Below are 25,344 nucleotides of genomic sequence, written 5' to 3' on the forward strand. Positions count from 1 at the left end.
AGAGACACTAGATGAATGTACGCCGTAAAAGTGAATAATGGCGTATTGTACGCATCCAGTGTGAAGGAGCGGGACTTTATACAATAGTTTACGTTGACTTGATAATGCGCTACACAACGGCGGAGCGGATAAGATCAGAGGATAAAATGCCCCGCCTAAAGGCGAGGCATTTTGACGTGGCGCGGCTTAACAGTCGCCAGTTTTTTTCCACACTTCCCACTGGCCTGAAAAATCAGCGGGGTTTTGTCCCTGAGTCCACCATTTGGCTTCATACAGACCGCCATTGTGCTGCACGGTATTGCCACCGGTATAAACACTGGATGCATCCCACGTCGCAGTAGAGGAGCACAAGCCGGTGCTGGAGCTACTGGATGAGCTCGACGAACTCACCGACGACGAACTGCTAGAGCTGGAGCTGGACGAGTTACCCGCTTCTAAATCCATTTGATAGGTGTAGTTACTGTTTAATACGTAAACGCGGTTCGCGTACAAGTCATTGCTGTTATAGCTCACGGAGCCATTGTTTAACACACCCACCTGTACCGCCGTTTCACTACTGTTAATGTCGGCGGCAAGTTCAGCCGTCCAGGTATTAAGTGCCTGGTTGCTGGCGGTAATATCAAACTGATTAAACACAACTTCGCTACCACTGCCGTCAAACACGCGAAACCAAATCTGGTCGCCCGCGCTGGGGTTAATGCCTTGGTTTACGTAATTGCCGGCATTGCTCCAGGTGGGAGGCGTCACATCACCCAGCACCACATCGCTACAGTTGTAAAAACCTTCGCCGGCTACATCCTGGCGCTGCCAGCGGGTATAAAGAATGGCGTTACCACTGCGATTAGTGGGCAAGCTTACATCCATCACGTAATAACGCTTGCCATTAATGGTTTGTAGATTAGCGCTGGATTTTTCGTCTACCAGTTCTAAGTCGGACCAGCGTAAAGTATCGGTGGCCGGGTTAAACCCCGGCTTACTCAGGTAAAACTTCCAAAAGCTAGGGTCGTGAGGAGTAGACGCGTAGAAGCGGTACTCAAACTCCCCGGCGCCGTTTAAGCTAATTTGCTGCGCAGGCCAATCTGGGTGAGGCACATCGATACCGGCTTTGCTGGCGTCACCTGCCGCACACAGGCTGCCATCGGGCACGCCGGCCTCGACCGCCGCCTGGCTGTTATAGTTGGCAACATTTTTTGAGAACTCGATAGCCTGCACAAACTGATAGGTGCCAGCCTCTAAAAAAGCGGCGCGGCACGCCGCATTGGGGATACCCGAGCCATCGGAGGGCGACCAGTAGCCGCCATCTTCTTCGCAGTAGGCTTGGCGGGCTTTGGGGTAATCGGCGTAGCCGTGAGCAAAACTTTGCTGAGAGCCTAGTGCCAGTAAGGTGCTGGCGCTTACCAGGCCAGCGGTGATGGAGCGGGTCAGGAATTTTTGTGTCTTCATGCTGAAACCTTCTGTGTTGGTTAAAAAAACATCACAGATCGCGGGCACCAGTTCTGCGAGACTGGTAGATCGCAAGCGGCTCTCGATTTATTATTATGTGCTCAATATGACGGCGACAATGGTACTAGGTAACACTTATTATTATAAATAAAGATATTTAATATCAATCACGCTGGTTATTTCGATTTCGCAAGCCGGCCGTAGTGCACCCCCACAATCGTTAGCTGACAAGGAGTTCGTTATTCAGCCTCTCGACGAATGGATCAAGCTATTACTCGCCATGACACTGGCGCTGGGTGTTTGGGTATGTCTGTCACTGGCGCTTAACCGCAGCGGCAATCGCCTGGCCAACCGCCTCTTGCTGTCGATGGTGGCATTAATGCTACTGCCCCCTATTAATGTCTATGCGCAGCTCGCGTTTGGCACCATCGATTGGTGCTGGACGCTTACCACCAACTTAACCTGGCTATATGGGCCGTTGCTGCTGGGGTTTGTACAGGCATTGCGCGGCTTTAGCTTGCCGCGACATTGGTGGCTGCACTTAATGCCTTTTGCCGTATCGCTGTTGTGGCGCTTAAGCGCTGAAGCTGTGCCCATCAACGCCGTCGCCACGGTTTTAATCTTGCACATCGCGGTTTACTTAGGGCTTAGCGTGACCTTAACCCTGCGCCATCGCGCCGCCTTAACCGAGCGGGTCAGCAACCATAAAACCGCTTACTTTTACTGGCTGCTGTACGTGGTGGTGGGTATTGCCGGTTTAATGCTCATCGACGCCTTTTTGATTATTCGCGTTGTGTGGTTTGAGCCCCTGGCCGTTTGGCCCTGGCGTTTTTTAGTGATGTTGATATCGCTGTATTTAAACGGCTTGGCATTTGTCTGTGTTTACCGCCCCAAAATGCTGCTTAATGAGGCCGAGTCGGCGGTACAGCAACTGGTGACACGCATCACACCGGCCCGCGAGCCAGCACTGCCGAGCTCGACCGCCAGCGAGCTTGGCTCCCAGCTTGAGCAGCTAATGCGCGACGCCAAACCCTATTTAAACAACGACTTATCCTTGGCTGTGCTCGCGCGACTTCTTGATGTAAGCACTCACCAACTTTCCAGCCTTCTCAACGATCACCTAAAACTCAGCTTTTACGATTACATCAACCGCTTTCGGTTAGACGAGGCCCTGCGCCTGCTGCGCGATCAGCCCACCATGCCTATCGTTGAGCTAAGTTACGAGGCGGGCTTTAACAACAAAAACTCGTTTTACCGTCTGTTTAAAGCTCGCACCGGGCTCACCCCCTCACAATTTCGCAAAMCCCCCGCCGAGTCAATGTCGGCCTAACCCGACACCCTAAGCCCGGCCTTACTCTTTTTTCGCTCAGGGCGTCATTTTCTATCGAGAGTGACGCGTAAAGGCGTCCGGGCAAGCATTCTAGAGGCTGTTCACACACAAGGAGAACGCACGTGATCTTGTCTCATTACAGCAGCTTATTGGCCAGCAGCTGCCTCTGCGCACAGCTACTGGCAAGCCCGGTGGCGGCACAGCCGTCGGTCACCGATATCGAACTAACACCGGGGCAACGCTTAACCTTGGTACTGCCCGACGCGGACCCGTCGGCCGAGGCCCAGCAAGAGCAGTACCTGGCGGGCACCTTTGCCATTGCCGGGCAACAGGGCTTTACCGAGCAGCACAGCTTTGCCGTGGGAGAGGTATTAATAGGCGAGCACCAACCCGAGGCACTGGGCATTTACAGCTGGCCCAGTATCCAGAGCGCACAGACAATGCGCAACCATCCGGAGGTACAGCGGTTAGCGCCGCTGCGAGAGCAGGGTTGGCATGAGATGCACATTATTGACGTGGATATAGAGCAACCTCTGCAGATGCAATTTGATGCCCGCAAACGATACACCCTTGCAGTGTTATGGCTGGATGATGAAGCGGCGTACCAGCGGTACCTCAAAGCGACTGACCCGCAACGGGACGCTATGGGTGCCAAAGTAGTGTTGATAGCACCGGTGGCAGCGTTCGACTCCATCGATGCTCCGGATTTAGGCGACCCTAGCCGCATCGCCATTGTTGAGTGGCCCGCCGATGTAGCGCCAAAATCCTACGTGCAGAGCCCCCTGTTTACCGCCAGCGAGGCCATAGTGCAACAGGCCATCGGCCGTATCGACTGGTACGAACTGCGCCACTGGGGAGGTTACTAATGGGACCTTTTACAACCCGCCCTCGACCAACCCTTAAGCGCAGGTTTCAGCTGCCACTGGTCATTTTACTGGCGGCACTGTGGGGGCTGACCATTGGCTCAGACGCCTACGCTGCGCCAGCCAACGCGGTAAGCAACGCTGAGCAGCTAATCGCACAATACACCGCGCTGTGGCACGAGCCAGACCCGGCCCGGCGCCTTAAAACAATAGAGCAGATATGGTCTGTGAGTGGTCAGCACCAAACACCCAGATCTTACTCGGCGGGCTCCAGAGCCCTTAACACCGAAATTACCGAGTTTCAGGCACAGTTTCCCGGCGCCACGGTCACGGCTCACGGAGTCATGCGCACCCATAATCACCTGCTGTTTAACTTTACGTTAAGGGGTATCAGCGGGGCGATTATTGTCGAGGGCGTAGACTATATGCGATTGGACGATAGCGGAAAAATATCGCACGTTGTGGGGTTTTTCTAAGACGTTGACGGGCAACTAATAGCTATGTCGCGCAGCAAACGCCAACCACTGCCGAAAGGGCGCGTCGGCGTCATCCAGCGCGCCATGGTAAAAGGGGATTTGCCGCTTGGGGCCGGGAATGTTCACTTCGCGATACACCAGCGAATCGTCAAACCCCGCCCCGGAGGCCTGCTCGCGGGTGGCGGCAAAAATCACTTTATCGGCCCGGGCCCAGTAAATGGCCCCTAAACACATGGGGCAGGGCTCGCAGCTAGCGTAAATTGTACAGCCGTTGAGCTGATGATCGCCCAGCGCTTGGCACGCCTTGCGAATGGCCGCCACCTCGGCGTGGGCGGTAGGATCGTGATCGCGGGTAACACTGTTACAGGCCTCGGCAATCACACGGCCGTCTTTTACCACAATGGCCGAAAACGGCCCGCCGCCGGTACGCGCCGACTCGCTCGCCAGCGCTATACAGCGCTGTAACACTTGGCGATCGGCTTGGGTTAATACATCGCTCATGGGCCTCCCCGTCAAACGCTACTGGATTAAACGCGATAGCAACTCAAACTTATCCGCTTCGGTATCAACAAAGCGCAAGATCACTTTCACCGCGCGACTCTCGGGCCGGGGCTCTGCGGCCTGCAGCGAGTGCACATAGGCATTGAGCTGCACTTGCTCAGACTCATTGCCAATATCCACCACCACCTGGTCAAACAGCGCCGGCAAGTGGCCATCACGCGCCACCAATGCGCTAAACGCCTGTAGCGAGACCTCGCGCACCACGCAGCCCACTGGTGCCTGGTTGCTATCAAAACGCAGTTGCGCCTTGAGCTTATCGGGCCTGGACGCTTTCTCGGCGGGCGCCTCTTTGGCAGCGGCAGCGGCGCCAGGCCCGGCCGTTAGTACATCCACCGATGACTTTGGCGCCTGGGCCCCTGAACCGCCGGCCACCGCACCCGTGCGCGAGGGAAACTTGTTGATTTTTTTCAGCTGCTTTGTGACTTTGCCAAGCAGCTCTTCCGGGGTAAAGGGCTTGCTTAAGTAGTCCGACACGCCCGCCTGCACTGCTTTTAGTACGTGGGTGCGATCACCGCGACTGGAGATCATAATAAACGGCGTGCTCTGGTATTGCTCGTGAGCGCGCAAGCTTTGCAGCAATTGCTCGCCGTTCATATTAGGCATTTCCCAGTCGGACAACACCAGATCGATCGCCTGCGCTTTAAGCTGGGCCAAGGCGCGGTTGCCGTCGGTGGCCTCGTACACCTCAACGCCCGGCAAGCGCTCGCGCAGATGCTTTTTTACCATATCGCGAATAAAGCTGGCATCGTCCACCACCAGTATGCGTAATGCCATAGGGCACTCCCTTTGTTATAGCGGGTTAAACGTTAGCCCATGGCGCCGGTCCGGCCGTTTAATCCTGTTTGCGGGTAAACACCCAGTCGCGCTCCGAAGACATCTCTGGGTTAAACCCGTAACCGTCAACGTCAAAGCTCTTTAGGTCTTCGGCCGATGTCAGACGACTTTTAATGGCATAAGCACTCATTAGGCCGCGCGCCTTTTTAGCGTAAAAGCTAATGATCTTATATTGACCGTTTTTCCAGTCTTTAAACACCGGCGTAATTACCTCGCCCGCCAGCTGCTTGGGCTTGATCGCTTTAAAGTACTCGTTTGAGGCCAGGTTAACCACGGTAGTGCTTTTTAGCGCCGATAGCTGTTCATTAACAGCATCTGTAAGCTTTTCACCCCAAAATTGATAGAGGTTAGCGCCGCGGCTATTGTTAAATTTGGTGCCCATTTCCAGTCGGTAGGGCTGAATCAGATCCAGTGGCCGCAGCAGGCCGTATAAACCCGACAGAATTCGTAAATGCTTTTGCGCAAAGTCGAAATCCCGCGCTTTAAATGTCTCGGCGGCGAGGCCGGTGTACACATCGCCCTGAAACGCCAGCACGGCCTGCTTGGCATTACTGGGCTTAAAGGGGGTCTTCCAGGCCTGAAACCGATCAAAATTAAGCACACCGAGCTTGTCGGAGATGTGCATCAGGCCCGAAATATCCGCCGGCGATAGCGCTTGTAGCTCTTTAATTAACGCGCGTGAGTCGGTTAAAAAGTCGCTGTCGGTGTGCTTTTCGGTCACCGGGGCCGACTCAAAATCCAGGGTTTTAGCAGGGGAGATCAGTATCAGCATGGTTCTCTCGATTAGATGGTTCTCTCAATTAGTTAGAAGCGCCATTAGTTATCAGCGGGCATTGCCCGGGCTTAGGTTATTCAGGTTTAAGGATGTCTAACCACCAATTAAGCGGGGTAGTGCCATCGGCTGGATCGTACACATTGCCGTATTGCCAGGCGCTGTCGTCACCAGTAATGGCGTTAAACACCGCCTCGATCTCGGTAAACCCACAGCTAACGTGCAGGGTGTATACCAGCATGCGCGGGGTCTCGATGTCTAAATCACCACCGAGTTTGGCCACCGGGCCACTCAGCTGATCGGTCAGCGTCTGAATATCGCCTTTGCAAAAAACCTGTACGGCAATGTTGCCGCTGTGCTTTAAAATTTCAAACTCACGCTTGTCCGGCTGGCAGCGAATCACATCGCCACTGGCAATGCCTTTGACAAAAGCCGGTGAACGCACCAGCTGCACAGAGTTGTCCTCCAGTACTTTTACCGGAAGTCGCTCGACCATGGGCTGGCCATCGGGACGCAGGCCGGCAAACAGCTCGACCGCCTGAAGTGTTTGCATGAATACCTCGTTCGGTTAAATTTGTGACATTATAACCGGCAAAACCCGCGCAACGATGAATAATGCTTAATTGCGTAATAGCGCAGCGCAATGACTAATGGAGGCACCTGTGACTTACTGGAAACAACTTACCCTGCTGCTATCGCTGACCCTACTTGCAACCGGCTGCAGCGTTAATCCGGTTACCGGACAAAACGAACTATCGTTTATGTCGGCCGAGCAAGAGGTGGCCATCGGCGCCCAGCAGTACGAGCCCAGCCAACAATCTCAGGGGGGCCGCTACGTCGTCGACCCAGACCTCAACCAATACGTGAGTGAGGTGGGGCAAAAGCTGGCGGCCGTGAGCGACCGACGCGAGCTTCCTTACGAGTTTGTGGTGCTAAACAACAATGTGCCCAACGCCTGGGCCTTGCCCGGTGGCAAAATCGCCATTAACCGCGGCCTGTTAGTGCTGCTGGACGATGAGGCCGAGCTGGCCGCGGTGCTCGGCCACGAGATTGTCCACGCAGCCGCTCGCCACGGGGCCAAACAACAAACCAGCAGCACCATCTTAAATGTCGGCCTAATGGCCGCCGGTGTGGCACTGGCGACGCAAGATCACGAGGCCGCCGGTATTGCCGTGGGCGCTTTAGGCGTTGGCGCGCAGGCCTGGCAGGCGCGTTATGGCCGCGACCAAGAGTTACAATCGGACAAATACGGCATCGAGTATATGGTGCGCGCCGGCTACGACCCACAGGGCGCCGTAGAGCTGCAAAAAACCTTTGTTAAGCTCTCCGAGGGGCAGCAAGCCAGCTGGATGGACAGTTTTTTTGCCAGCCACCCACCGTCACAACAGCGGGTTGAAGCCAACAAAAAAATGGCCGCGGAGCACCCCGGCGGCGTGCGCAACCGCGCCGAATACCAGCGCGCTATTGCGCAGCTGAAAAAAGATCAAGACGCGTATGCCGATTACCAGAAAGCGCTTAAAGCCTTTAGCGAGGAAGACGTCGCCAGTGCCAACAAACTGGTGGACAGCGCCATCGCCAAACAGCCTAAAGAAAACCTGTTTTGGGAACTTAAAGGCCGGGTAGAGGCCAGTGAAAAGGACTTTGATGGCTCCGCTAAAGCGTTTGGCAAAGCAATCTCTGCCAACCCGGAGTTTTTTCGCCCCTATGTGTACCGCGCGCTGGCTTACCGCCAGTTAGATAAGCCCGATGCCGCCGCGCAAGATCTGCAAAAAAGCATGCAGCTGTTGCCCACCCAAATCGCCAGCTATTATTTAGGCGAGTACGCCCTGCAAAACGGCGATACGCAAAAAGCCGTTAGTTACTTCCAGCAGGCGGCGCAAGGTGGCGGCGAGATTGGTGAGGCCGCCAAAGCACAACTGCAAAAACTGCAACAACCCCAGGGTTAACCGGTATAATGCCCGCCCATTAGCCAGCGGCAGCGCCGCTGGCCTCTCACTTTGCAACAATAATAACGCTGGCGCCTGTGATGCGTCCGGATTTTATGGCCACACCCGCAGCATCCACTAACACTGACAACACAGCGCCACCGCGCCTGTTGCGCGCCCTCGATGCGATTACCGAAACGACCGGCCGCGCCACCGCCTGGCTCACTCTCATTATGGTACTGGCGACGGTAGCCGTGGTGGTTTTGCGCCGCCTGCTGGGGGTGGGGTCTATCGGCCTGCAGGAGTCCGTCACTTACATGCACGCGGCGGTGTTTTTGCTCGGCGCCGGTTACGCCTTAAAGCACGGCGCCCAGGTGCGGGTGGATGTGTTGTATCGGCGCTTTTCGGCCCGCACCCAAGCCTGGATTGACGCCATAGGCGCCATTGCTTTTACCTTGCCGTTTGCGCTGTTTATCGGCTGGATTAGCCTCGACTTTGTCACCGGCTCGTGGGCGGTAGCCGAGCGCTCTACCGACGCCGGCGGCCTGGCATATGTGTATTTGTTAAAAACTCTGGTGTTGGTGTTTGCCGCGTCGTTAACCATTGCCGCGCTGGCCGAGCTGCTGCGCGCCGGCTGGGTGCTCATCACCCGCCCAGAAACCGCTTTACCCACTCCCGGGAGCAACCATGCTGATTGAGTTTTTGCCCCTGTGGATGTTTGCCGCCGTTTGCCTGTTGCTTATGCTGGGCTATCCGGTCGCCTTTACGCTAGCCGGGGTGGCGCTGCTCTTTGCCGGCGGCGGTATTATTGCCGGGGTATTTGACCCGGCACTGATGCACACCTTCCCCAGCCGTATTTTCGGCATTATGAGCAACTACACACTGGTGGCGGTGCCCCTGTTTGTGTTTATGGGGGTGATGCTCGAAAAATCCCGCCTCGCCGAAACTCTACTGAGCAATATGGCCCGCGCCTGTGGCCGCTTGCCGGGTGGGCTGGGTCTATCAGTGATCTTAGTGGGCGCGATGCTCGCCGCCAGCACTGGCATTGTCGGCGCCACAGTAGTCACCATGGGGCTAATGTCGTTGCCCACCATGCTGCGCCACGGTTATAACCCATCGCTGGCGACCGGCACCATCTGCGCCACCGGCACTCTGGGGCAAATCATTCCGCCTTCTATCGCACTGGTGTTGTTGGGCGATGTACTCTCTAACGCTTACCAGCAAGCGCAACTGCGCCTCGGCGTACTCAACTTACAAACCGTATCTGTGGGTGATTTATTTGTCGGCGCTGTAATACCGGGGCTTATTTTGGTGTTGCTGTATATCGCTTATCTGTTGGCCGTCGCCCGTTTTGCTCCTGCCAAAGCCCCTAACGTCACCCAGGCGCTAGAGGATGACAGCGACAATGCGATTCCCACCGGGGGCCGTTTGTGGCTCTCACTGGTGCCTGTATTGGTGCTTATTGCTCTGGTGCTAGGCTCGATACTGACCGGGGTTGCTACCCCCACTGAAGCGGCGGGCGTTGGCGCCATGGGCGCGCTGGTACTGGCCGCCGGCCAGCGTCAGCTCAATCGCGAGCGCCTGTTGGAGGTTATGCGCTCCACCGTGCGCATCAGTGCCATGATTTTTACCATTTTGCTCGGTGCCTCGCTGTTCTCGCTGGTGTTTCGCGGCTTTGGTGGCGAAGAGCTCGTGCACGAGCTGTTTAGCAACTTGCCAGGCGGCCATATAGGCGCCTTGCTGGTGGTGATGCTGGTTATATTTTTGCTGGGCTTTATTCTGGATTTTATCGAGATCACCTTCGTGGTGGTACCGATTGTGGGCCCGGTGCTGCTGGCCATGGGCATCGACCCTATCTGGCTGGGTATTATGATCGCCATTAACCTGCAAACGTCTTTTTTAACCCCTCCGTTCGGCTTTGCCCTGTTTTATCTGCGCGGCGTCGCGCCCGACTCGGTAGCCACCGCCGATATTTACCGTGGGGTTGCGCCCTTTATCGCTTTACAATTGAGCTTGCTGGCCGCATTAGCCGTTTGGCCCGAGCTGGTAACCTGGCTGCCATCAGTGATGCGCTAGCGCTCTGGTTGCGCCAAAGCTGCGTACTCGCGCACACGTATCACCGTTAAAACTAATTACTTGATCGGCGGTCCGTTACTTCACACAATAGTAAGGGCGGCTCTGCTATATTTAACAATCTTTAGGCGCGCGCCGCGATCCCTCACACGCAACACACAAGGTACTTCTGATTATGGCCATGCACGGTCTCGATGACGATCCAACCCCCAACGGCGAGTTAACGCTGCAAACCCTATCAATGCCCGCCGATACCAACCCGTACGGCGATATTTTTGGCGGTTGGCTGATGTCGCAAATGGACATTGGCGGCGCCATTATGGCGCAGCAGATCGCCCGTGGCCGGATCACCACCGTTGCCGTTGGCAATATGGCCTTTTTGCGCCCAGTGCCCATCGGCGCCACCGTCAGCGTTTACGCCGATGCCACTGATGTGGGCCGCTCGTCGATTCACATCACCATCGAGGTGTGGATCAAAATAGCCAACACCGGTGAGGTGGCCAAGGTCACCGAGGGCGAGTTTGTCTATGTGGCGATTGACGATAACGGCCGCACCCGCCCCGTGCCGCGCGATTAGGGCAAGATTTGTAAATAGCCGGCGCTTCAGCGGCAAAGTGACAATTATTGTTGGCTTTTGCGGCCGCACCGCCATTTTCGAACAAATCTTAACCGCGCCACACCGCCAGCTTTGATAGCGTAACAACATGAAACCGCTAAGGATTTGGCAACATGCTTAAAGACAACCGCAGTGGATTTGGCTTAATCAGTATCGCGATTCACTGGGTCAGCGCAATCGCCATCTTTTTTATGTTCGGCCTCGGCTTTTACATGGTCGATTTAGGCTACTACGACCCTTGGTACCACAAAGGCCCTGCGCTGCACGTTAGCATCGGTTTATTGTTGCTGTTGTTAACGCTGGTCCGGCTCGGCTGGCGACTGATTAACCCAAAACCTAAACCCGTACCCGGCGTCGGCAAATGGCAACACTGGGCCGCCGAGGCGATGAAAATCGTCCTGTATGCGCTGCTGCTTACGCTGTTGATCTCCGGCTACCTGATCAACAGCGCCGAGGGCAAAGGCCCAATGCTGTTTGACTGGGTAAGCTTCCCGGTGTTTATCCAGATAGACCCGGCACAGGTAGATCTGGCCGGTTTTATCCACCGTATTTTTGGCTGGCTTATTGTTATTCTGGCCGGCGTTCACGGTCTTGCCGCCGTCGCGCACCATTTTATATTTCGCGATCGCACCCTGGTGCGAATGCTCAAACCCGTTAAACCTGAACACACACAGTAACGCTTTTACGCAAACTCAAGGAGACCGCAATGAAAGCAGCAAATGGTTGGATGAAAAAAACACTGGCTAGTGTTGTATTGGCGAGCAGCGCCGTCGCTGCCAGCTCGGCCATGGCCGCCGATTACGTGATCGACACCAAAGGTGTCCACGCCTCAATCAATTTTCAGGTGCAGCACTTAGGCTACAGCTGGTTGCTCGGCCGCTTTAACAACTTTAGCGGTAACTTCAGCTACGATCCGCAAGATGTGGCGGCCAGCAGCATCAATGTCACCATCGATACCACCAGTGTTGACAGTAACCACGCCGAACGCGACAAGCACTTGCGCAGCGGTGACTTTTTAGAAGTTGATAAATACCCCGAGGCGACATTCGTCAGCAAACGCATCAGCGATATTGATGACGACGGTGAAGAGTTTGATATCGTCGGCGACTTAACCCTGCACGGCGTCACCAAAGAAATCACCATCGAGGTGGAGAAAGTTGGCGAAGGTAAAGACCCCTGGGGTGGATACCGCGTAGGCTTTGAGGGCGAAACCGAAATCCGCATGTCCGACTTTGGCATTACCAAGGATTTAGGCCCAGCCTCACAAGTGGTTGAGCTTACGCTACATGTTGAAGGTATTAAGCAATAAGTTAGAAGTTCTGACACCCAATGTCAGATTACAACCGGCGCGCCGAACGGCGTGCTGCTCAAATCGGGCCGGCCGTGATGCGCGGCCCGATTTGCTCGATAAAGTCCTTTGTTGACTCACACGCAAGCAGCACGGCAGCCCTCCCCAGGTACTTGCTCACCCCAACTGTTTAACCTGATGATATGCGCAGAGCCCCTCAAGCCTGTTAGCCAACCCCGTTGTTTCACATTACAAATGGGAATTACGCCGTCAATGCCCAAACGCCTGCTCGTCGTTTTGGCCGTATACTCCACGCTCGTTGCTTGGGCTTGTAGGGTTCAGCGCGGCATTTAGTACTGGAGCTCAGGGTGTCCTAATGCAAGGCTTTTAGCGCTCGGACAATGTCCTCTGGCTCGGCGCGGGTGCGATAATCTACGTCCACATAGCGCCAAACCACCTCACCCGATGTATCGAGTACAAAAGTCGCCGGGATGGGTAGTACATTGGCGTTGCCGTTATTTATGGATTCGAGATCAAGCTTGCGGTCGACTCGCATATGTTCGATTAAAAAGTCGGGGACTTGCCAGGCTACTCCATAGCGTGCGGCCTCATTGGCATCCTGATCAGACAACACAACAAAATCCAGTGCACTGACCTCATCGGGACTTAACGTACCGTCAGGCACTTGAGGGCTAATAGCCACTAACTGTGCTCCGAGCGCGTGAATTTCTGGTAAACGCTGCTGCAAGGCATTGAGTTGCAGGTTGCAGTAGGGGCACCAACTACCACGGTAAAAAGTAAGCACCACCGGGCCCTCGCGCAGCAACGCATCAAGCTCTACTCGCGTACCGACTTGATTAGGCAGATTAAACCGTGGCGCTTGCTGTCCAACCGCAAGCGCCTGGCCGCCTTGCTGAAACTCTTTTGCCTTGGCGATAATGTCATCCACGCCTTGCATGAATTCGGGGTTCGCCGATCGGCCTGCAGCGATCTTAGCCTCGGTTTTCGCTTTAAGCGTGCTCATAGAGCTTTTCTCGCGTCGAAGGTATTGTAAAAGTGCATGATACTATCGTACCGGCGTATCACATCCGTTAAGAGCGAAAAAATAGGTAAAGTTAGAGCGCCAAAAGTCGGCACATTAGGGCACGCCAGAGTAAAAGAAAATAATTGATTAGCCCGGCGTGTAGTATACGCTACAGATAATTAACAACATAACGAGCGTATCCATTACTAAATGTGTGGCAACGGTCGTACGTGCGCGATTTTTAATAAAGGTGCTTTTCAAAGTGCTTGATACGTCAGAGCTGATGTTATCGTCTTGCGTTATCTGCAGCAAAAACTGACGCTCAAACACACTAACTCGCTGGGTCACGGGGTGTAGAACTGCCAGGTTCATAAAAAAGAATAGGCCCATGCCAATCGCCAATATGAGCCCCTCCTCGTGGGCGACATGGCCAACTCCACGCGATATGATCCAACCCACCAGTGCCACTATGGCTACCAGATAAAAGTTCCAATAATTATTAATACGCGCTTCTAGTTTTTCAATAACGTCGATAATGTCTGTGGTGTTCATGAGCACATCCTGCGCAAGCATAGAAAAACAATGGTAGTATGTTTCTTTAAATCACGAGTATTTGTTAGCGCTTGTTCGAGCTTAGCGCGTAATGTCGCCATGAGTTAAAACCGCGACGCCCGTCACCCCCATCAACGATCCGACAACATCAAAAATTATTATTTTTTCACCCTCAAATTCCGCCTCATCACCTACATTCATTACTACAATCAACTCCTTGGCTCGCTCATAGTTAGCATTGGTAACGATAACGCAATCAAGTGCCCTTTTTAATTTAATAGCCAAAGTGCAGGCGATACCCTCTGTCAATCTCGCTTTCGGGTTAAACAGCGGCCCCGTGGCTCGTCACCTTCGTGCAGTACGGTATCGGAATGTAAAAACTGTGCGGCGGCGGCCGAATCTTTAACTTTGACGGCGCTGCGCGTCAGCATCTCTGACTCAAATTCCATTAATACACTTTGCCGTAAGCCGGCCTCACGCCATTGCGATTGTGGCCTACAGCCTGCAGCGATGGCACGGGCCAGTGCCAACGCATCCAGCAACGCTTGATTCGCGCCCTGGCCTTTAAACGGGCTCATAGGGTGTGCCGCATCGCCAATCAAGGTGACTTGTTTACCCTTCGCCAACAATTCAGGTTCAAGTAGCTCCCGGTCATACACCGGGTAGCCCGACACTAACGCCGTTTTTGTGGCCGTTAAAATGTGTGGAATCGGGGCATGCCACTGGGTTCTGCGACAGGCCTCCTCTTTTAGTGCCTGAGCCCCTTGGCGGCTCAACGCAATTGCCTCACCCTCGGGCATCGGGAAACTCAGCTGCCACATCACCGAGTCAGCGGTGTAGGGCATTACGTAAAGTCGCTCGTTACCATTGGCCGTTTGAAACACCGTAGCCGAGTCCAGTAAATCATGGGTAAGGTCGTTTAAATCCGCCAGCGGGCAAATACCCAAAATCACAATGCACCCCAAATAACGCAAGGGGGTCACATCTTCGCCAATTAATAGTTGGCGCACCGCGCTGCGAATGCCGTCGGCCCCCACCACCAAGTCGGCTTTTGCGTGCTCCACCGTACCACGCACCTGAAAGTTTAAATCGACACTGCCATCCTCACTCTCTTTAAAACCAATAAGCCGGTGCCCCCAACGCACGGCGTCGCGGCCGCCGAGTTCATCCAGCAATGCTAAACGTAGATACTGCCGGGCGATATGCACATTGGTTCGCTTAGTTCCTGCACTCGCGTTCTCGGCGTTCCACTTGCGTACGCCCCATTCACCCAGCACTTTGCCGTTTGTCGTATGCACCAGGTGCCGGGTAGAGACCACACCGTCTTTTAAGTCAAACAGCCCCAGCCCGGCAATCGCTTTACTCGCTTGCTGCAGCGTTAAACCATAACCCTGCGAGCGAGTATCAAAGTCGCTGTCGCGCTCATACAACGTAAAAGGGATTCGGCGGTGCAAACAAGCCAGCGCCAACGCTACCCCGCCAATGCCACCGCCAATAATGGCTACGTGAGGGAAGTTATCGGTATCCGCCAACGGGCGGCTCGCGGAGTACACCAGACCCGAGCCGCCACACTGGGCGCAGTCATCCAAGTGCGCCTTAGGGCGAACAGGGGCCAACCCCTCGCGGTTAAGTCGGACAAATTCTTCCAGCTCCCGCTGGTAGCGCAGACGCACTTTTTTGCGCAGCCGGCGGCTTTTTTGGCCGCGGCCCTGACACTCAGGGCAAATCGTCCAGCTACTTGATGAGGTGTTCAATGTTCATTCTTCTTGAGTGGCTCTGCCAGTGGCGGCTAATGATAGGGGTATAACAACTATTCAACCGGCTAAATGGTAAATCTAATAGCGGCCGAACTTGCGTAATCAGGCGTTCGGACCGGTTAATGACAGGCATTATGCATTGGCCGCCAAGAGAACACCAATAACGGCCAGCACAAACCCGAAACATAAAATAGCGGACGGGAGATTATTTTTTGCCAGCTCACTGAGCTTGGCTCGCATCATCTGCTTTTCTTTATCGCAAATATAATCGCCACAACCCCGGCAATACTGATCGTTTATACAAATAAACTCTAAACAATGCACACATCGGTAGCGATCTCTGGTATTCCAGGGTAGTGCGCCAAACACTGAGCTAACATTAGCCCGCATTTGCCTAACGTCATCCACAGAGAATTTATTGCCACAGGAGCGGCAAAATGAATTTCCGTTAGCCGCCACCCCGTAGCACTTAGGGCACCGATAAATATCTTCTAATGTTTTAATTGTATTTCTCCAGACCCGCAGAAAGAGGGAAGATCACACAAAACAAAACTTATAACTCCAGAATAAAATAGTACAATCATCTATTAAAAACTTATTGTTCACCTACCCTCTTATTTTGTATAGCAAGTGACTCAACCCCGATGCTTGCAAGCAAAGGTAAATGCCAATGCACACTTGTACTAAAGTAACAACTAACTCTGTAAGAAACTGACTTTGACTGTTTTGTCCGTAGAAAGCAGTTTCCCCCGATGCATGCCACAGCAAAACAATAGCCCGCAACAACTCAGGCACCGAATAGGAGAGTATATATACGCCAATGATCGTGAATCCCGCGATTTGGATATCTTGGGCGCTACCCTTGAATATCGGATCCTTGTCTTGCGATGCGGGAAGAAGCTTAGTGGCAACCCGAGTTGGTTTGCTTATGAGGAAGTAAACAACCATAAAATATACAGCGACTGAGAATCCGAACGTTAAATACCAGCCGATAAAACTTTCGTCTTCCATTGTATAGGTGATCTGTTGAATAGAGCCGTAGGCCAGCACAATAAATTGAACACCTTTAAGAATCCCGTAGATACCGACAAGCCGCAGCCCGAGGGATAGAATTTCGATGCTTTTCATATATTAACCAATCGCTTTGTTAACTAAGTAACCGAAGCCTAGTGGATAAATTTATAACAACTACTTAACTTTATTAACGACAGTATACAACCCTGGAAAAGGGGAGCCTTCCTGATATATCCCTGGGTCAACGTTACTATTGTAAAAAGCACCATTCAGTTGCGTGTATTGGTAGGAATAAATATTGTTAATAACAGCTACATCGGTAAACCCGTAAACCTGTATTGACGCCATAGCCCCATCTCCTTCATTAGGGTACATTTTACCGCTGAAATCGCCATGGACAACAACGTTGGTCGTAGGGCTTCCTGTGGTTATCACCCCTGACTGGCTTCCCATTACATACAACGAGTAAGACGATTTCGCGATTATTTTCCCTTTAAAATCGCCACCTACAAATATTCCGGCAAGGCCGTTCACGTGTATTTTTACATCTGGCATAACGTCTTTACCCACAATCAATTCGCTGTGATCACCTAATATTATGTCTGATGCTAGATTTCCTTTAATATGAACAACCTCCGACCCTTGGATCTCATCAAGAGAATCACCATTGATAACTTTGCAACCTGGATCTGAATATGGATATCTTTCTTTCGTAAAGGCATCAACAGACTGATAAAATCGGCCTCCGATGCCAGTAATGGAGGCAACCTGAATTTGTATGTCGTGCCACTCCTTATCTTTCGAGTCTGCTATAGCGACAATGCACCAAGCGAGAGAAAATATAGTAAGTGGTACAACGGCTGTGTTTTTCATACGTCATCCTTGTGTTTCATTTGATCATATTTTAATTTTATGTGGCATCCAGCTTAGCTTGCCGGTCAACGAAAGTATGCCTTACAAACCTAAAACCATTAACGGCTGCAAATAGAGCAAACAAACTTGAGAAAAATTGGCAGCCATAATAAAGCACGGCCTCATTAACACCGACAAGCCCTACATTCAGACTTAACCCCATGGGTAACAGCGAAAATATGATGGATAGATAAACACAAATCAGCATGCTCACACCGCCAACGGCTCTGCTCCGGGAAATGTAATGAGCTATGATCACAACAGTCAATACAGACAGGATATCGAGTATTTCTATTGCCGAGACTACCCAAAGCGGCAGCATCATTAAGTCATGTATGTTATCACTGATAGCAACAGCTTGATTTTCCATATACGTTTCCTTGTACTATTAAAGATTCCGTAAAGCATATGAGGCTCATGGCAGGCGCCCACTCCCGTAAGGTATCAGTTAGCGCTGACCCCAGCCACACCTGCAATAGCGCATGATTAGCTATTGTATTTATTATTTCGTGTCAATTAGCGATTTAACTCATATGCACACATGTTAACGGCTGTGGCGAGATTGAGTGATTCTAGAATACCACTGCCCTGGATAGAAAACGACTCTACCGGTAACGCTGCCAGCTGCTCACGTGGCACGCCTCGCGCCTCGTTGCCAAATATAAAACAGTGATGATTACTAAATTGCGGCTCTGATAGCGCAGCACCTGCGATGTCCAAACACGCAAAAGAGTCGAAGCGAGTTTTCATGGTACTGAGGGGCACATCCACCTCAATCGGCACATGAAAAATTGCGCCCATACTGGCGCGCACGACCTTGGGGTTGTAGGGGTCGACGCTATTGGGGCTAAGCACACACTTAAATCCACCAAACCACGCAAGGGTGCGTAAGATGGTGCCCAGATTGCCAGGGTCTTGTATCTCGTGCAGATAAATTGTGCGCTCAACATTAACCTTTTGCGCCGAAGCCGCGGGGCTAAAGGGCACTACGGCAACGATACCTTGCGGGGATTTGGTATCGGAGATTTTTTGCATCTGCTTGTCAGAAATCCGCACCAGCTCAAAGTCAGTTTGCACATCACCATAGCTGTCGCTGACGTAAACCGTGGCCGAGGCTAGCAACGGATTATTCTTTGCGGCTTTTTCTAGCTCTAAAATAAGATGTTCGCCCTCTACCAAAAAAAAGCCGAGCTCGGTGCGGTATTTTTTTTGATGGAGCTTTTTAATATCGTCGAGCTTCATGGGGCTTTGCCTTCGCTTGCGAGATCGCTCAACATCGCTTTCGCCAGCTCTTCGGCAATCTTTATACCGTCGACCCCGGCGGATAGAATACCACCGGCGTAGCCGGCGCCCTCACCGGCGGGGTATAAGCCCCGGGTATTTAGGCTTTGCAGCGTGTCCCGGTCGCGGGTGATGCGCACCGGGGATGAGGTGCGGGTTTCGATACCGGTTAATATCGCATCAGGGCGATCAAAACCGCGGATCTGTTTGGCAAACGCCGGCAAGGCCTCACGGATTGCGTCGATCGCATAACTGGGTAAGGTCGACGACAAATCCCCCAGCGTCACGCCTGGCTTATAAGAGGGCTCTACCTCACCAAACTCGGTAGAGGCTTTGGCGTTAATAAAATCGCCCACCAGCTGGCCCGGCGCACAATAGTTTTTGCCGCCGGCCACATACGCGTAAGACTCCAACGCCTCTTGTAGCTCAATACCGGCCAACGGGCCGCCGGGGAAGTCTTCGGCTGGATTAATGCTCACAACGATACCGGCGTTCGCGTTGCGCTCATTGCGTGAGTACTGACTCATACCGTTGGTCACAACGCGGCCTTCCTCGGAGGTGGCCGCCACTACGGTGCCGCCGGGGCACATACAAAAGCTGTATACAGCACGGCCGTTTTTAGCGTGGTGCACCAATTTATAATCCGCCGCGCCCAAATCCGGGTGCCCGGCGTATTTACCCAAGCGCGCGTGATCGATGAGCGATTGCGGATGCTCAATCCGAAAGCCAATGGCAAACGGTTTCGCCTCTACATACACGCCAACCTTGTGGAGCATACGAAAGGTATCGCGGGCGCTGTGCCCAACGGCCAGTACCACGTAGCGTGTTTTAATCTGCTCGCCGTTTTCCAGGGTGATGCCTTTAATGCGGTTGCTTTGCTCGCCATCGTTGCTATGCGCTTTATCAAGGTCGAGAGTCGCCACTTTGCTCTCAAAGCGCACCTCGCCCCCCAGGGCGATAATCTCCTCGCGCATGGCGGCCACGACACCCGTTAATCGAAAGGTGCCAATATGCGGTTTGCTAACGTACATAATTTCATCCGGCGCGCCGGCGCGAACAAACTCGTACATGACTTTTCGGCCATAAAACTTAGGGTCTTTAATTTGGCTATAGAGCTTACCGTCCGAGAATAGGCCCGCGCCACCTTCTCCAAACTGCACATTGGACTCAGGCGTAAGCACGTTATTGCGCCACAGCGCCCAGGTATCTTTGGTGCGGGTGCGCACATTGCGGCCGCGCTCAAGCACGATGGGCTTAAACCCCATTTGCGCCAAAATCAAAGCGGCAAATAAACCACAGGGACCAAAGCCAATCACCACCGGCCGCTCGATTAGTTCTGCGGGGGCCTGGGCCACCGGGTAATACTGAGTGTCGGGCGATGGCCGGATATGGCGATCATCCGCCAGGCGCTCTAGCACAGCCGCCTCGTTGGCAAGGCTCACATCGATAATATAGATAAACTTAATTTCGGTGTTTTTCTTGCGGGCATCGTAGCTGCGTTTAAACACGGTTAGGTTTTGCAGCTCGGCGTCAGCCACGCCCAGGCGTTTCGCAACCGCCTGAGGCAGCGCCTCTGCCGGGTGATCGAGGGGTAGGGCGAGTTCGGTAAGTCGGATCATAAAAGAGACCTGGCCGGTGTCTCCGGCAAAGGGGCAAAAGAGCGGCAAAGGCGCCGAATGGGCGTATTGTACCTTTGAAAACGGTAGCTGCGAAGCAGGGGTTAGCGTCTCGGGGCTGGTAGCATAGGGTGCCACCCCCTGTTACGGCCCGGCACCAGAACGCGTATAATGCGGCTATTATTTACCGGGCACAGCAGAGTCGTACCATGGCAAGATCAAAAAGCAGCAATCAGTGGCTTAGCGAACACGTTAATGACCCTTACGTAAAGCGCGCTCAAGTTGATGGCTACCGCTCGCGCGCCAGCTACAAGCTGCTTGAGATTATTAAAAAAGACAAACTGGTGCGCCCCGGGATGGTCGTTATGGACTTAGGCAGCGCGCCCGGCGGCTGGTCGCAGGTAGTAGCACCTATTGTCGGTGTAAAAGGGCGCGTTATCGCCTCGGACATCTTACCCATGGATTCGATGGCCGATGTCGACTTTATTCAGGGCGACTTCACCGAAGATGCGGTATTTGAGCAGATCATGGCAGCCGTGGGCGACGCTCCGGTAGATCTGGTGATTTCTGATATGGCGCCCAACATCAGCGGTGTAAACGCCGCAGACCAGGCGTCATCCATGTACCTGGTAGAGCTGGCGCTCGACATGGCGCGCCAAGTACTCAAGCCCAAGGGCTGCTTTGTGGCAAAGGTGTTTCAGGGCGAGGGCTCTGATGAATACTTAAAAGATGTACGCTCATCGTTCGATAAGGTCGTGATACGCAAGCCGGACGCCTCGCGTGCCCGCTCGCGCGAAGTTTATTTTGTGGCCAAGGGCTTTAAAGACTAGCAGGCCATTTTTAGCGCCTAGGCTTTTTAGAGCCAGCGCGCCCGGGCTTTTGGCGCCCACCGCTGCCCGTGGGTTTTGCTTTGGCTCGATTGCCGGGCTTGTTTTTGCCAGCTGGGGCAGGCTTATTTTTTCCCCCGGCCGCAGACTTAGCCGCCGGTTTTTTACCGCTCCCTGCCACCGATTTTTTACCCCCACCCGCAAAGGGCTTTTTGCCGCCCGACTTTGATTTTCCGGCGCCACGGGCTTTAGGGCCATTAGCAGGCGACTTTTTGGGCGCTCTTTTCTGGGAGCTTTTACGCCCGGCCGGCGCCTCAGACGATGAATCCTCGATCGCCGCCAGCAACACTTTCAGCTCTTTTTCGGTAAGGTCACGCCACTCGCCCACAGGTAAGCCCTTGAGGCTCACGTTCATAATTTTTACGCGCTCTAGGCGCACCACATCGTAGCCAAAATGTTCGCACATACGGCGAATCTGACGATTAAGCCCCTGCACCAGAGTGATTCTAAATACCGTGGGCGCCTCTTTACTCACCTTGCACTTTTTTGTCTTGGTGCCCAGTATCGGCACGCCCTGACTCATACCCGTAATAAAATCGTCGCGAATCGGCTTATTAACCGTCACCAAGTATTCTTTCTCGTGGTTATTACCGGCGCGTAAAATCTTATTAACCAAATCGCCATTATTGGTTAAAAAAATCAGCCCCTGGGAGTCTTTATCCAACCGCCCAATCGGAAATATCCGGGTACTGTGGCGCACAAAATTAACAATATTATTCCGCTCGCTACTCTCGGTGGTACTGACAATACCCACCGGCTTATTCAGCGCAATAAAAATCAAATCCTCCGCCTCTTGCGGCTCGATAAGCTGGCCATTCACCCGCACCGTATCCCCCGGCGCCACCTGATCGCCCACCTGAGCACGCTTACCGTTTAGGTACACATTGCCCTGCTCGATAAAACGGTCAGCATCGCGCCGCGAGCACATACCACTCTCGCTGATGTACTTATTAAGGCGTGTTAAAGAGGTGTTGAGCATATAGTGTCGACTTTTAATCGGTAATACAGAGAGAGGTTGGCAGGTAGCGCTGCGGGCATACTACTGCCCCAGCAACCCGCCCCAATGGATGCACCGGGGATTATATCGCACAACAGTAGGTAAGCAAAAAGAGGTTGGGTGGCAGGGGTTTACGAAGGGCCCCAACAATCGCGGCTGCTATTGCTAACAGCTTATTATATGGTTTGGGTGTGAGCTATAAGGCTGGTCGGATTTCCGTAGCTTCCTTTCGATACACGTCGTATGTAATCGTGATGTTTTTTTCGTGTTGTTTAAGGCACCTCCGTATAGGGTTAATTTAACTATATAGGGTGGCTACTTTTTGTGGGCAGCTTAGGTAAGCTAACCCGCGAGGCGAAGTTGATTATTTTGTGCGAGGGTAGCGGAAAAGCACAAAACAAGCAACGCAGTGGAGGTAGATTCGAGCTGTTTGTTATAGCTTTACACGTACCTATAAACTAACCAACAGCCAGAGGCCACTACTGCCGCACAATAGCTAGCAAATATAATGCTGCCCGTATCGATACCAAAACTGAGAGCAATCAGTACAGACCATGCGACGCCAGCGAATAGCACAGAAAAATAATTTAGTTTTTTATAACGCTTGAGCAAAAGTATTGAAGGTACACCTAAAAACAATGCTGCTGGATACGCAACAACCAACCCCCAGATACTAAAAAATAACGATACGCCTACCACGTCCATCGGGTTCGTTGGGCTCCCTTTGAATAACGCTAAAAATACGTAAGTCAGAGTCATTGCTGGAACCAGCAATAAGGGCCCAAACAAAACAGCGGCTATATTTTTTCTAGTAGTAAGGCTGAAAGCTTTCATTGGCTATAACGCCTTGAACATGCGGTCGTTTGGAGCGCCAGCACAAAACGGGCCGTTTGAATCGTTGGTTATACATATACATTTTCACTAAGAGTTCTGGTCTAGGCTGCAATCGAAAGAAACTCGACCAAATTCCCTATCACCTATCTCTATCGGTCCACCTTCATTATTGAAAACCACTTTAATATAATCCTTACTAAGCATATCGTCGGATTGACCCAAAGAAGTCGCCATACTTATACCGTCTAAATTAGCTACAGCATAAAAGTAGCTAGGACTGCCACCACATCTATTAGCTGAAATATAGACATGCTTTCCCTTCCCTAAACCAATCTTTGGGCTTTTTATTTCCACTGGCATACACCCGCTTTGCGACCCATCGACTTTCGAGGGCACCTCGATCATGGAGGCATCATAATGCCAGGTGAAGCTATCAATTTCGAACTCCCAAGGCCCAGAATGATCCTCTGTTTGGTACCCCAAACCGACAGCTGTACACGCGAAGTGAACATTATCCTTTGCATGAGATATTCCAGGGTGAGAGATTGCAAAACCAAACGTCATCACCCGCACAGTAGTGCTTGTAAAAATTCTACTGACGGCCACTTTTACCACTTCTATTTGCACCTCTCACGTATAACATTTGTATATCGAGCTTACGCATTAAGCTCCCCTAGAAGAATTGTAGGAAGACAGAATAACTCTCTGGTTAAGCTCGACTTTTAGTACGTTTTTAAAAATAGGCGGGAGGCAAAGTGTGCTTGCGCGCTATCCTGCGGCGGCGGGCCTTGTTATCTCACCTTCCTATCTGGCTAAGCGTTGGACTATAAAGTAAATGTTAATTATTGAAAACCGTAAACCGAGCTATATAAAACTGCTAGCTTCTCACTCACGGCTGGGGATGATTGGCCGGGGCTGTTTCTTCTCTCACTTTATAATATGTTTGCTCCGACACTTTATGCCAGGCGGCGGCTTTGGCCTGAAAGCTTTTGTAAGACTCCCACACTTTGGCGAACATGGTGTCTTGCTCGGCTTGCTCGATAAACACTTGCTCGGTAATGCGGCGTAGCTCTTGCAGCACTTCGTCCGGTAGGCGGCGTAGCTCGACGCCGTGATCGTTTACCAAAGCCTGCAGGGCGGCGTTATTAGTGGCGGTGTACTGATCGAGCATATCCTGGTTGGACGCACGCGCCGCGTAAGTGACGATGGCCTGCAAATCCTGGGGCAAGGATTCAAACGCGCTTTTATTTACAATTAGCTCCATGGTGGAGCCGGGCTCGTGCCAGCCTGGGTAGTAGTAATACTTAGCCACCTGATGAAAGCCAAACGCTAAATCGTTGGCGGGGCCAACCCACTCGGCGGCGTCGATAACGCCAGTTTGCATGGCCGTGTAAAGCTCGCCGCCGGGGATATTCACGGAGGTGCCGCCGGCGCGGTTAAACACCTCACCGGCCAGGCCCGGTATGCGCATTTTTAAGCCACGCAAATCGTCGAGCGTATTGATCTCTTTGTTAAACCAACCGGCCATTTGAATACCGGTATTACCCGAGGGAAACGGCAGCACGTTAAAGGGCTCGTACACCGCGCGCCACAGCTCTAGCCCGCCGCCGTGGGAGAGCCAGCCATTCATCTCTTGCGCGTTCATGCCAAAGGACACGGTGGTAAAAAACTGGCTGGCCGGCGCTTTGCCGCGCCAGTAGTAGGCGCCGCCGTGGCCTACCTCAACACTGCCCGAGGAAACTGCATCAAACACCCCCATGGCCGGTACGATCTCGCCCGCGCCGTGCACATGAATGGTCAAGCGCCCGCCGCTCATCTCGCCGACGATGCTGGCAAACTTCTCTGCGGTGGTGCCAAGGCCCGGAAAGTTTTTTGGCCAGGTCGTCACCATACGCCACTGATACTGTTGGCCACTAACAGCGGGGCCGCTTGCCTGAGCCTTGCCTTGGTCGGCCTTACTCATAACCAGGGCAGCAAACAAAGCGACGCACAAAGCGATAAGCGCGAGAATGACAATAGGTGTAAATTGGAAGCGACGTGCTGTGTTCATAAGTTTTGATCTTTTTATATTTTCGTAATAACTCGGCGCCACCAACCGGTATCATCGTTTAACCTAAACCCCTGTGGCTCTATCTCATTGTGTTGTAGCTGTATACCGACTACGAAGTGCCGTTCTTTATATCCCCTGCAACCAGCCGAGCGAAAGCCTATTTTTGGGGGTAAGMAAATAGGACATTTGCGCAAGTATCGTCACGCCATGGACGGCGTGTCGATACGGCCCTCGAAAAT

The 25,344-nt window shown here is 52.8% G+C and carries 28 protein-coding genes; 10 read left to right on the forward strand and 18 right to left on the reverse strand.

The features are described from left to right. Nucleotides 1-186: 186 nt before the first annotated feature. Nucleotides 187-1,443, reverse strand: coding sequence for a lytic polysaccharide monooxygenase (locus SD69_RS01965; protein ID WP_052480815.1), 1,257 nt, complete (start codon nt 1,441-1,443; stop codon nt 187-189). Nucleotides 1,444-1,723: 280 nt separating this feature from the next. On the opposite strand from SD69_RS01965, the gene SD69_RS01970 reads away from it, so the two are divergent. The 3 genes from SD69_RS01970 to SD69_RS01980 all read left to right on the forward strand — a co-directional run bounded on the left by SD69_RS01970 (nt 1,724) and on the right by SD69_RS01980 (nt 4,112). Then, nucleotides 1,724-2,773 (forward strand): AraC family transcriptional regulator, encoded by a 1,050-nt coding sequence (locus SD69_RS01970; RefSeq protein ID WP_041521864.1) that lies wholly within the window; start codon nt 1,724-1,726, stop codon nt 2,771-2,773. Nucleotides 2,774-2,895: 122 nt separating this feature from the next. After that, a complete protein-coding gene (locus tag SD69_RS01975) occupies nt 2,896-3,639 on the forward strand; it encodes a DUF1330 domain-containing protein (RefSeq protein WP_041521865.1) in 744 nt (247 codons plus the stop codon). Then, nucleotides 3,639-4,112, forward strand: coding sequence for a hypothetical protein (locus SD69_RS01980; RefSeq protein ID WP_041521866.1), 474 nt, complete (start codon nt 3,639-3,641; stop codon nt 4,110-4,112). Before SD69_RS01975 ends, SD69_RS01980 begins: the two co-directional genes overlap by 1 nt. 15 nt (nt 4,113-4,127) lie before the next feature. Here SD69_RS01980 and SD69_RS01985 read toward each other — a convergent pair whose 3' ends face one another. The 4 genes from SD69_RS01985 to SD69_RS02000 form a co-directional block, all read right to left on the reverse strand. After that, nucleotides 4,128-4,613, reverse strand: coding sequence for a nucleoside deaminase (locus tag SD69_RS01985; RefSeq protein ID WP_052480816.1), 486 nt, complete (start codon nt 4,611-4,613; stop codon nt 4,128-4,130). Nucleotides 4,614-4,631: 18 nt separating this feature from the next. After that, entirely contained in the window at nt 4,632-5,447 is an 816-nt protein-coding gene (locus SD69_RS01990; RefSeq protein WP_041521867.1) for a response regulator, read from the reverse strand. Nucleotides 5,448-5,505: 58 nt separating this feature from the next. Next, a complete protein-coding gene (gene yaaA, locus SD69_RS01995) occupies nt 5,506-6,279 on the reverse strand; it encodes a peroxide stress protein YaaA (RefSeq protein ID WP_041521868.1) in 774 nt (257 codons plus the stop codon). A gap of 76 nt (nt 6,280-6,355) precedes the next feature. Further along, a complete protein-coding gene (locus tag SD69_RS02000; protein ID WP_041521869.1) occupies nt 6,356-6,832 on the reverse strand; it encodes a DUF4265 domain-containing protein in 477 nt (158 codons plus the stop codon). A 109-nt stretch (nt 6,833-6,941) separates the two neighbouring features. Between SD69_RS02000 and SD69_RS02005 the strand changes: the two genes are divergently transcribed. The 6 genes from SD69_RS02005 (at nt 6,942) to SD69_RS02030 (ending at nt 12,202) form a co-directional block, all read left to right on the forward strand. Continuing rightward, nucleotides 6,942-8,225, forward strand: coding sequence for a M48 family metalloprotease (locus tag SD69_RS02005; RefSeq protein WP_041521870.1), 1,284 nt, complete (start codon nt 6,942-6,944; stop codon nt 8,223-8,225). Between the two features lie 95 nt (nt 8,226-8,320). Next, nucleotides 8,321-8,902 carry a TRAP transporter small permease subunit gene (locus tag SD69_RS02010; RefSeq protein WP_052481332.1) on the forward strand — a complete coding sequence of 194 codons (582 nt, stop codon included), beginning with the start codon at nt 8,321-8,323 and terminating at the stop codon, nt 8,900-8,902. Further along, nucleotides 8,892-10,280 (forward strand): TRAP transporter large permease, encoded by a 1,389-nt coding sequence (locus SD69_RS02015; RefSeq protein WP_041521871.1) that lies wholly within the window; start codon nt 8,892-8,894, stop codon nt 10,278-10,280. The genes SD69_RS02010 and SD69_RS02015 overlap by 11 nt, the downstream gene beginning before the upstream one ends. A gap of 178 nt (nt 10,281-10,458) precedes the next feature. Then, the gene (locus tag SD69_RS02020; protein ID WP_041524338.1) at nt 10,459-10,854 is read left to right on the forward strand and encodes an acyl-CoA thioesterase; all 396 of its coding nucleotides are present in this window, start codon (nt 10,459-10,461) and stop codon (nt 10,852-10,854) included. 152 nt (nt 10,855-11,006) lie between these two features. Further along, the gene (locus tag SD69_RS02025) at nt 11,007-11,570 is read left to right on the forward strand and encodes a cytochrome b (protein ID WP_041521872.1); all 564 of its coding nucleotides are present in this window, start codon (nt 11,007-11,009) and stop codon (nt 11,568-11,570) included. A gap of 29 nt (nt 11,571-11,599) precedes the next feature. Continuing rightward, complete coding sequence (locus tag SD69_RS02030; RefSeq protein ID WP_232301136.1) at nt 11,600-12,202, forward strand: YceI family protein; 603 nt, start codon at nt 11,600-11,602, stop codon at nt 12,200-12,202. A 352-nt stretch (nt 12,203-12,554) separates the two neighbouring features. Here the strand turns inward: SD69_RS02030 and SD69_RS02035 are convergent, their stop codons facing one another. From SD69_RS02035 to SD69_RS02080, 9 genes are all read right to left on the reverse strand, one after another. Further along, nucleotides 12,555-13,205 carry a peroxiredoxin-like family protein gene (locus tag SD69_RS02035; protein WP_041521873.1) on the reverse strand — a complete coding sequence of 217 codons (651 nt, stop codon included), beginning with the start codon at nt 13,203-13,205 and terminating at the stop codon, nt 12,555-12,557. A 147-nt stretch (nt 13,206-13,352) separates the two neighbouring features. Beyond that, complete coding sequence (locus SD69_RS02040) at nt 13,353-13,757, reverse strand: hypothetical protein (protein ID WP_041521874.1); 405 nt, start codon at nt 13,755-13,757, stop codon at nt 13,353-13,355. 81 nt (nt 13,758-13,838) lie between these two features. Continuing rightward, complete coding sequence (locus tag SD69_RS02045; RefSeq protein ID WP_041521875.1) at nt 13,839-14,066, reverse strand: hypothetical protein; 228 nt, start codon at nt 14,064-14,066, stop codon at nt 13,839-13,841. Beyond that, the gene (locus SD69_RS02050; RefSeq protein ID WP_041521876.1) at nt 14,063-15,511 is read right to left on the reverse strand and encodes an FAD-dependent monooxygenase; all 1,449 of its coding nucleotides are present in this window, start codon (nt 15,509-15,511) and stop codon (nt 14,063-14,065) included. The genes SD69_RS02045 and SD69_RS02050 overlap by 4 nt, the downstream gene beginning before the upstream one ends. 609 nt (nt 15,512-16,120) lie before the next feature. Continuing rightward, a complete protein-coding gene (locus SD69_RS02060) occupies nt 16,121-16,642 on the reverse strand; it encodes a hypothetical protein (protein WP_041521878.1) in 522 nt (173 codons plus the stop codon). Between the two features lie 60 nt (nt 16,643-16,702). Beyond that, nucleotides 16,703-17,401, reverse strand: coding sequence for a hypothetical protein (locus SD69_RS02065; protein WP_041521879.1), 699 nt, complete (start codon nt 17,399-17,401; stop codon nt 16,703-16,705). A 37-nt stretch (nt 17,402-17,438) separates the two neighbouring features. Further along, complete coding sequence (locus SD69_RS02070; RefSeq protein ID WP_041521880.1) at nt 17,439-17,810, reverse strand: hypothetical protein; 372 nt, start codon at nt 17,808-17,810, stop codon at nt 17,439-17,441. Between the two features lie 146 nt (nt 17,811-17,956). Next, entirely contained in the window at nt 17,957-18,682 is a 726-nt protein-coding gene (locus SD69_RS02075) for a TrmH family RNA methyltransferase (RefSeq protein WP_041521881.1), read from the reverse strand. After that, the gene (locus SD69_RS02080; RefSeq protein ID WP_041521882.1) at nt 18,679-20,340 is read right to left on the reverse strand and encodes an NAD(P)/FAD-dependent oxidoreductase; all 1,662 of its coding nucleotides are present in this window, start codon (nt 20,338-20,340) and stop codon (nt 18,679-18,681) included. The genes SD69_RS02075 and SD69_RS02080 overlap by 4 nt, the downstream gene beginning before the upstream one ends. 206 nt (nt 20,341-20,546) lie before the next feature. Here SD69_RS02080 and rlmE point away from each other — a divergent pair, with 206 nt between their 5' ends. Then, nucleotides 20,547-21,167 (forward strand): 23S rRNA (uridine(2552)-2'-O)-methyltransferase RlmE, encoded by a 621-nt coding sequence (gene rlmE / locus SD69_RS02085; protein ID WP_041521883.1) that lies wholly within the window; start codon nt 20,547-20,549, stop codon nt 21,165-21,167. 10 nt (nt 21,168-21,177) lie between these two features. On the opposite strand, the gene rluF is transcribed toward rlmE, so the two are convergent. From rluF to SD69_RS02105, 4 genes are all read right to left on the reverse strand, one after another. Next, a complete protein-coding gene (gene rluF, locus SD69_RS02090) occupies nt 21,178-22,203 on the reverse strand; it encodes a 23S rRNA pseudouridine(2604) synthase RluF (RefSeq protein ID WP_041521884.1) in 1,026 nt (341 codons plus the stop codon). A gap of 459 nt (nt 22,204-22,662) precedes the next feature. Continuing rightward, the gene (locus SD69_RS02095) at nt 22,663-23,055 is read right to left on the reverse strand and encodes a hypothetical protein (protein WP_041521885.1); all 393 of its coding nucleotides are present in this window, start codon (nt 23,053-23,055) and stop codon (nt 22,663-22,665) included. An 87-nt stretch (nt 23,056-23,142) separates the two neighbouring features. Continuing rightward, nucleotides 23,143-23,670, reverse strand: a complete 528-nt coding sequence (locus SD69_RS02100) for a hypothetical protein (protein WP_041521886.1) — start codon at nt 23,668-23,670, stop codon at nt 23,143-23,145. A gap of 274 nt (nt 23,671-23,944) precedes the next feature. Then, nucleotides 23,945-25,105, reverse strand: a complete 1,161-nt coding sequence (locus SD69_RS02105; RefSeq protein WP_041521887.1) for a TRAP transporter substrate-binding protein — start codon at nt 25,103-25,105, stop codon at nt 23,945-23,947. Nucleotides 25,106-25,344 lie beyond the last annotated feature (239 nt).

This window comes from Gilvimarinus agarilyticus (genome assembly GCF_000832015.1).
Lineage (GTDB): Bacteria > Pseudomonadota > Gammaproteobacteria > Pseudomonadales > Cellvibrionaceae > Gilvimarinus > Gilvimarinus agarilyticus.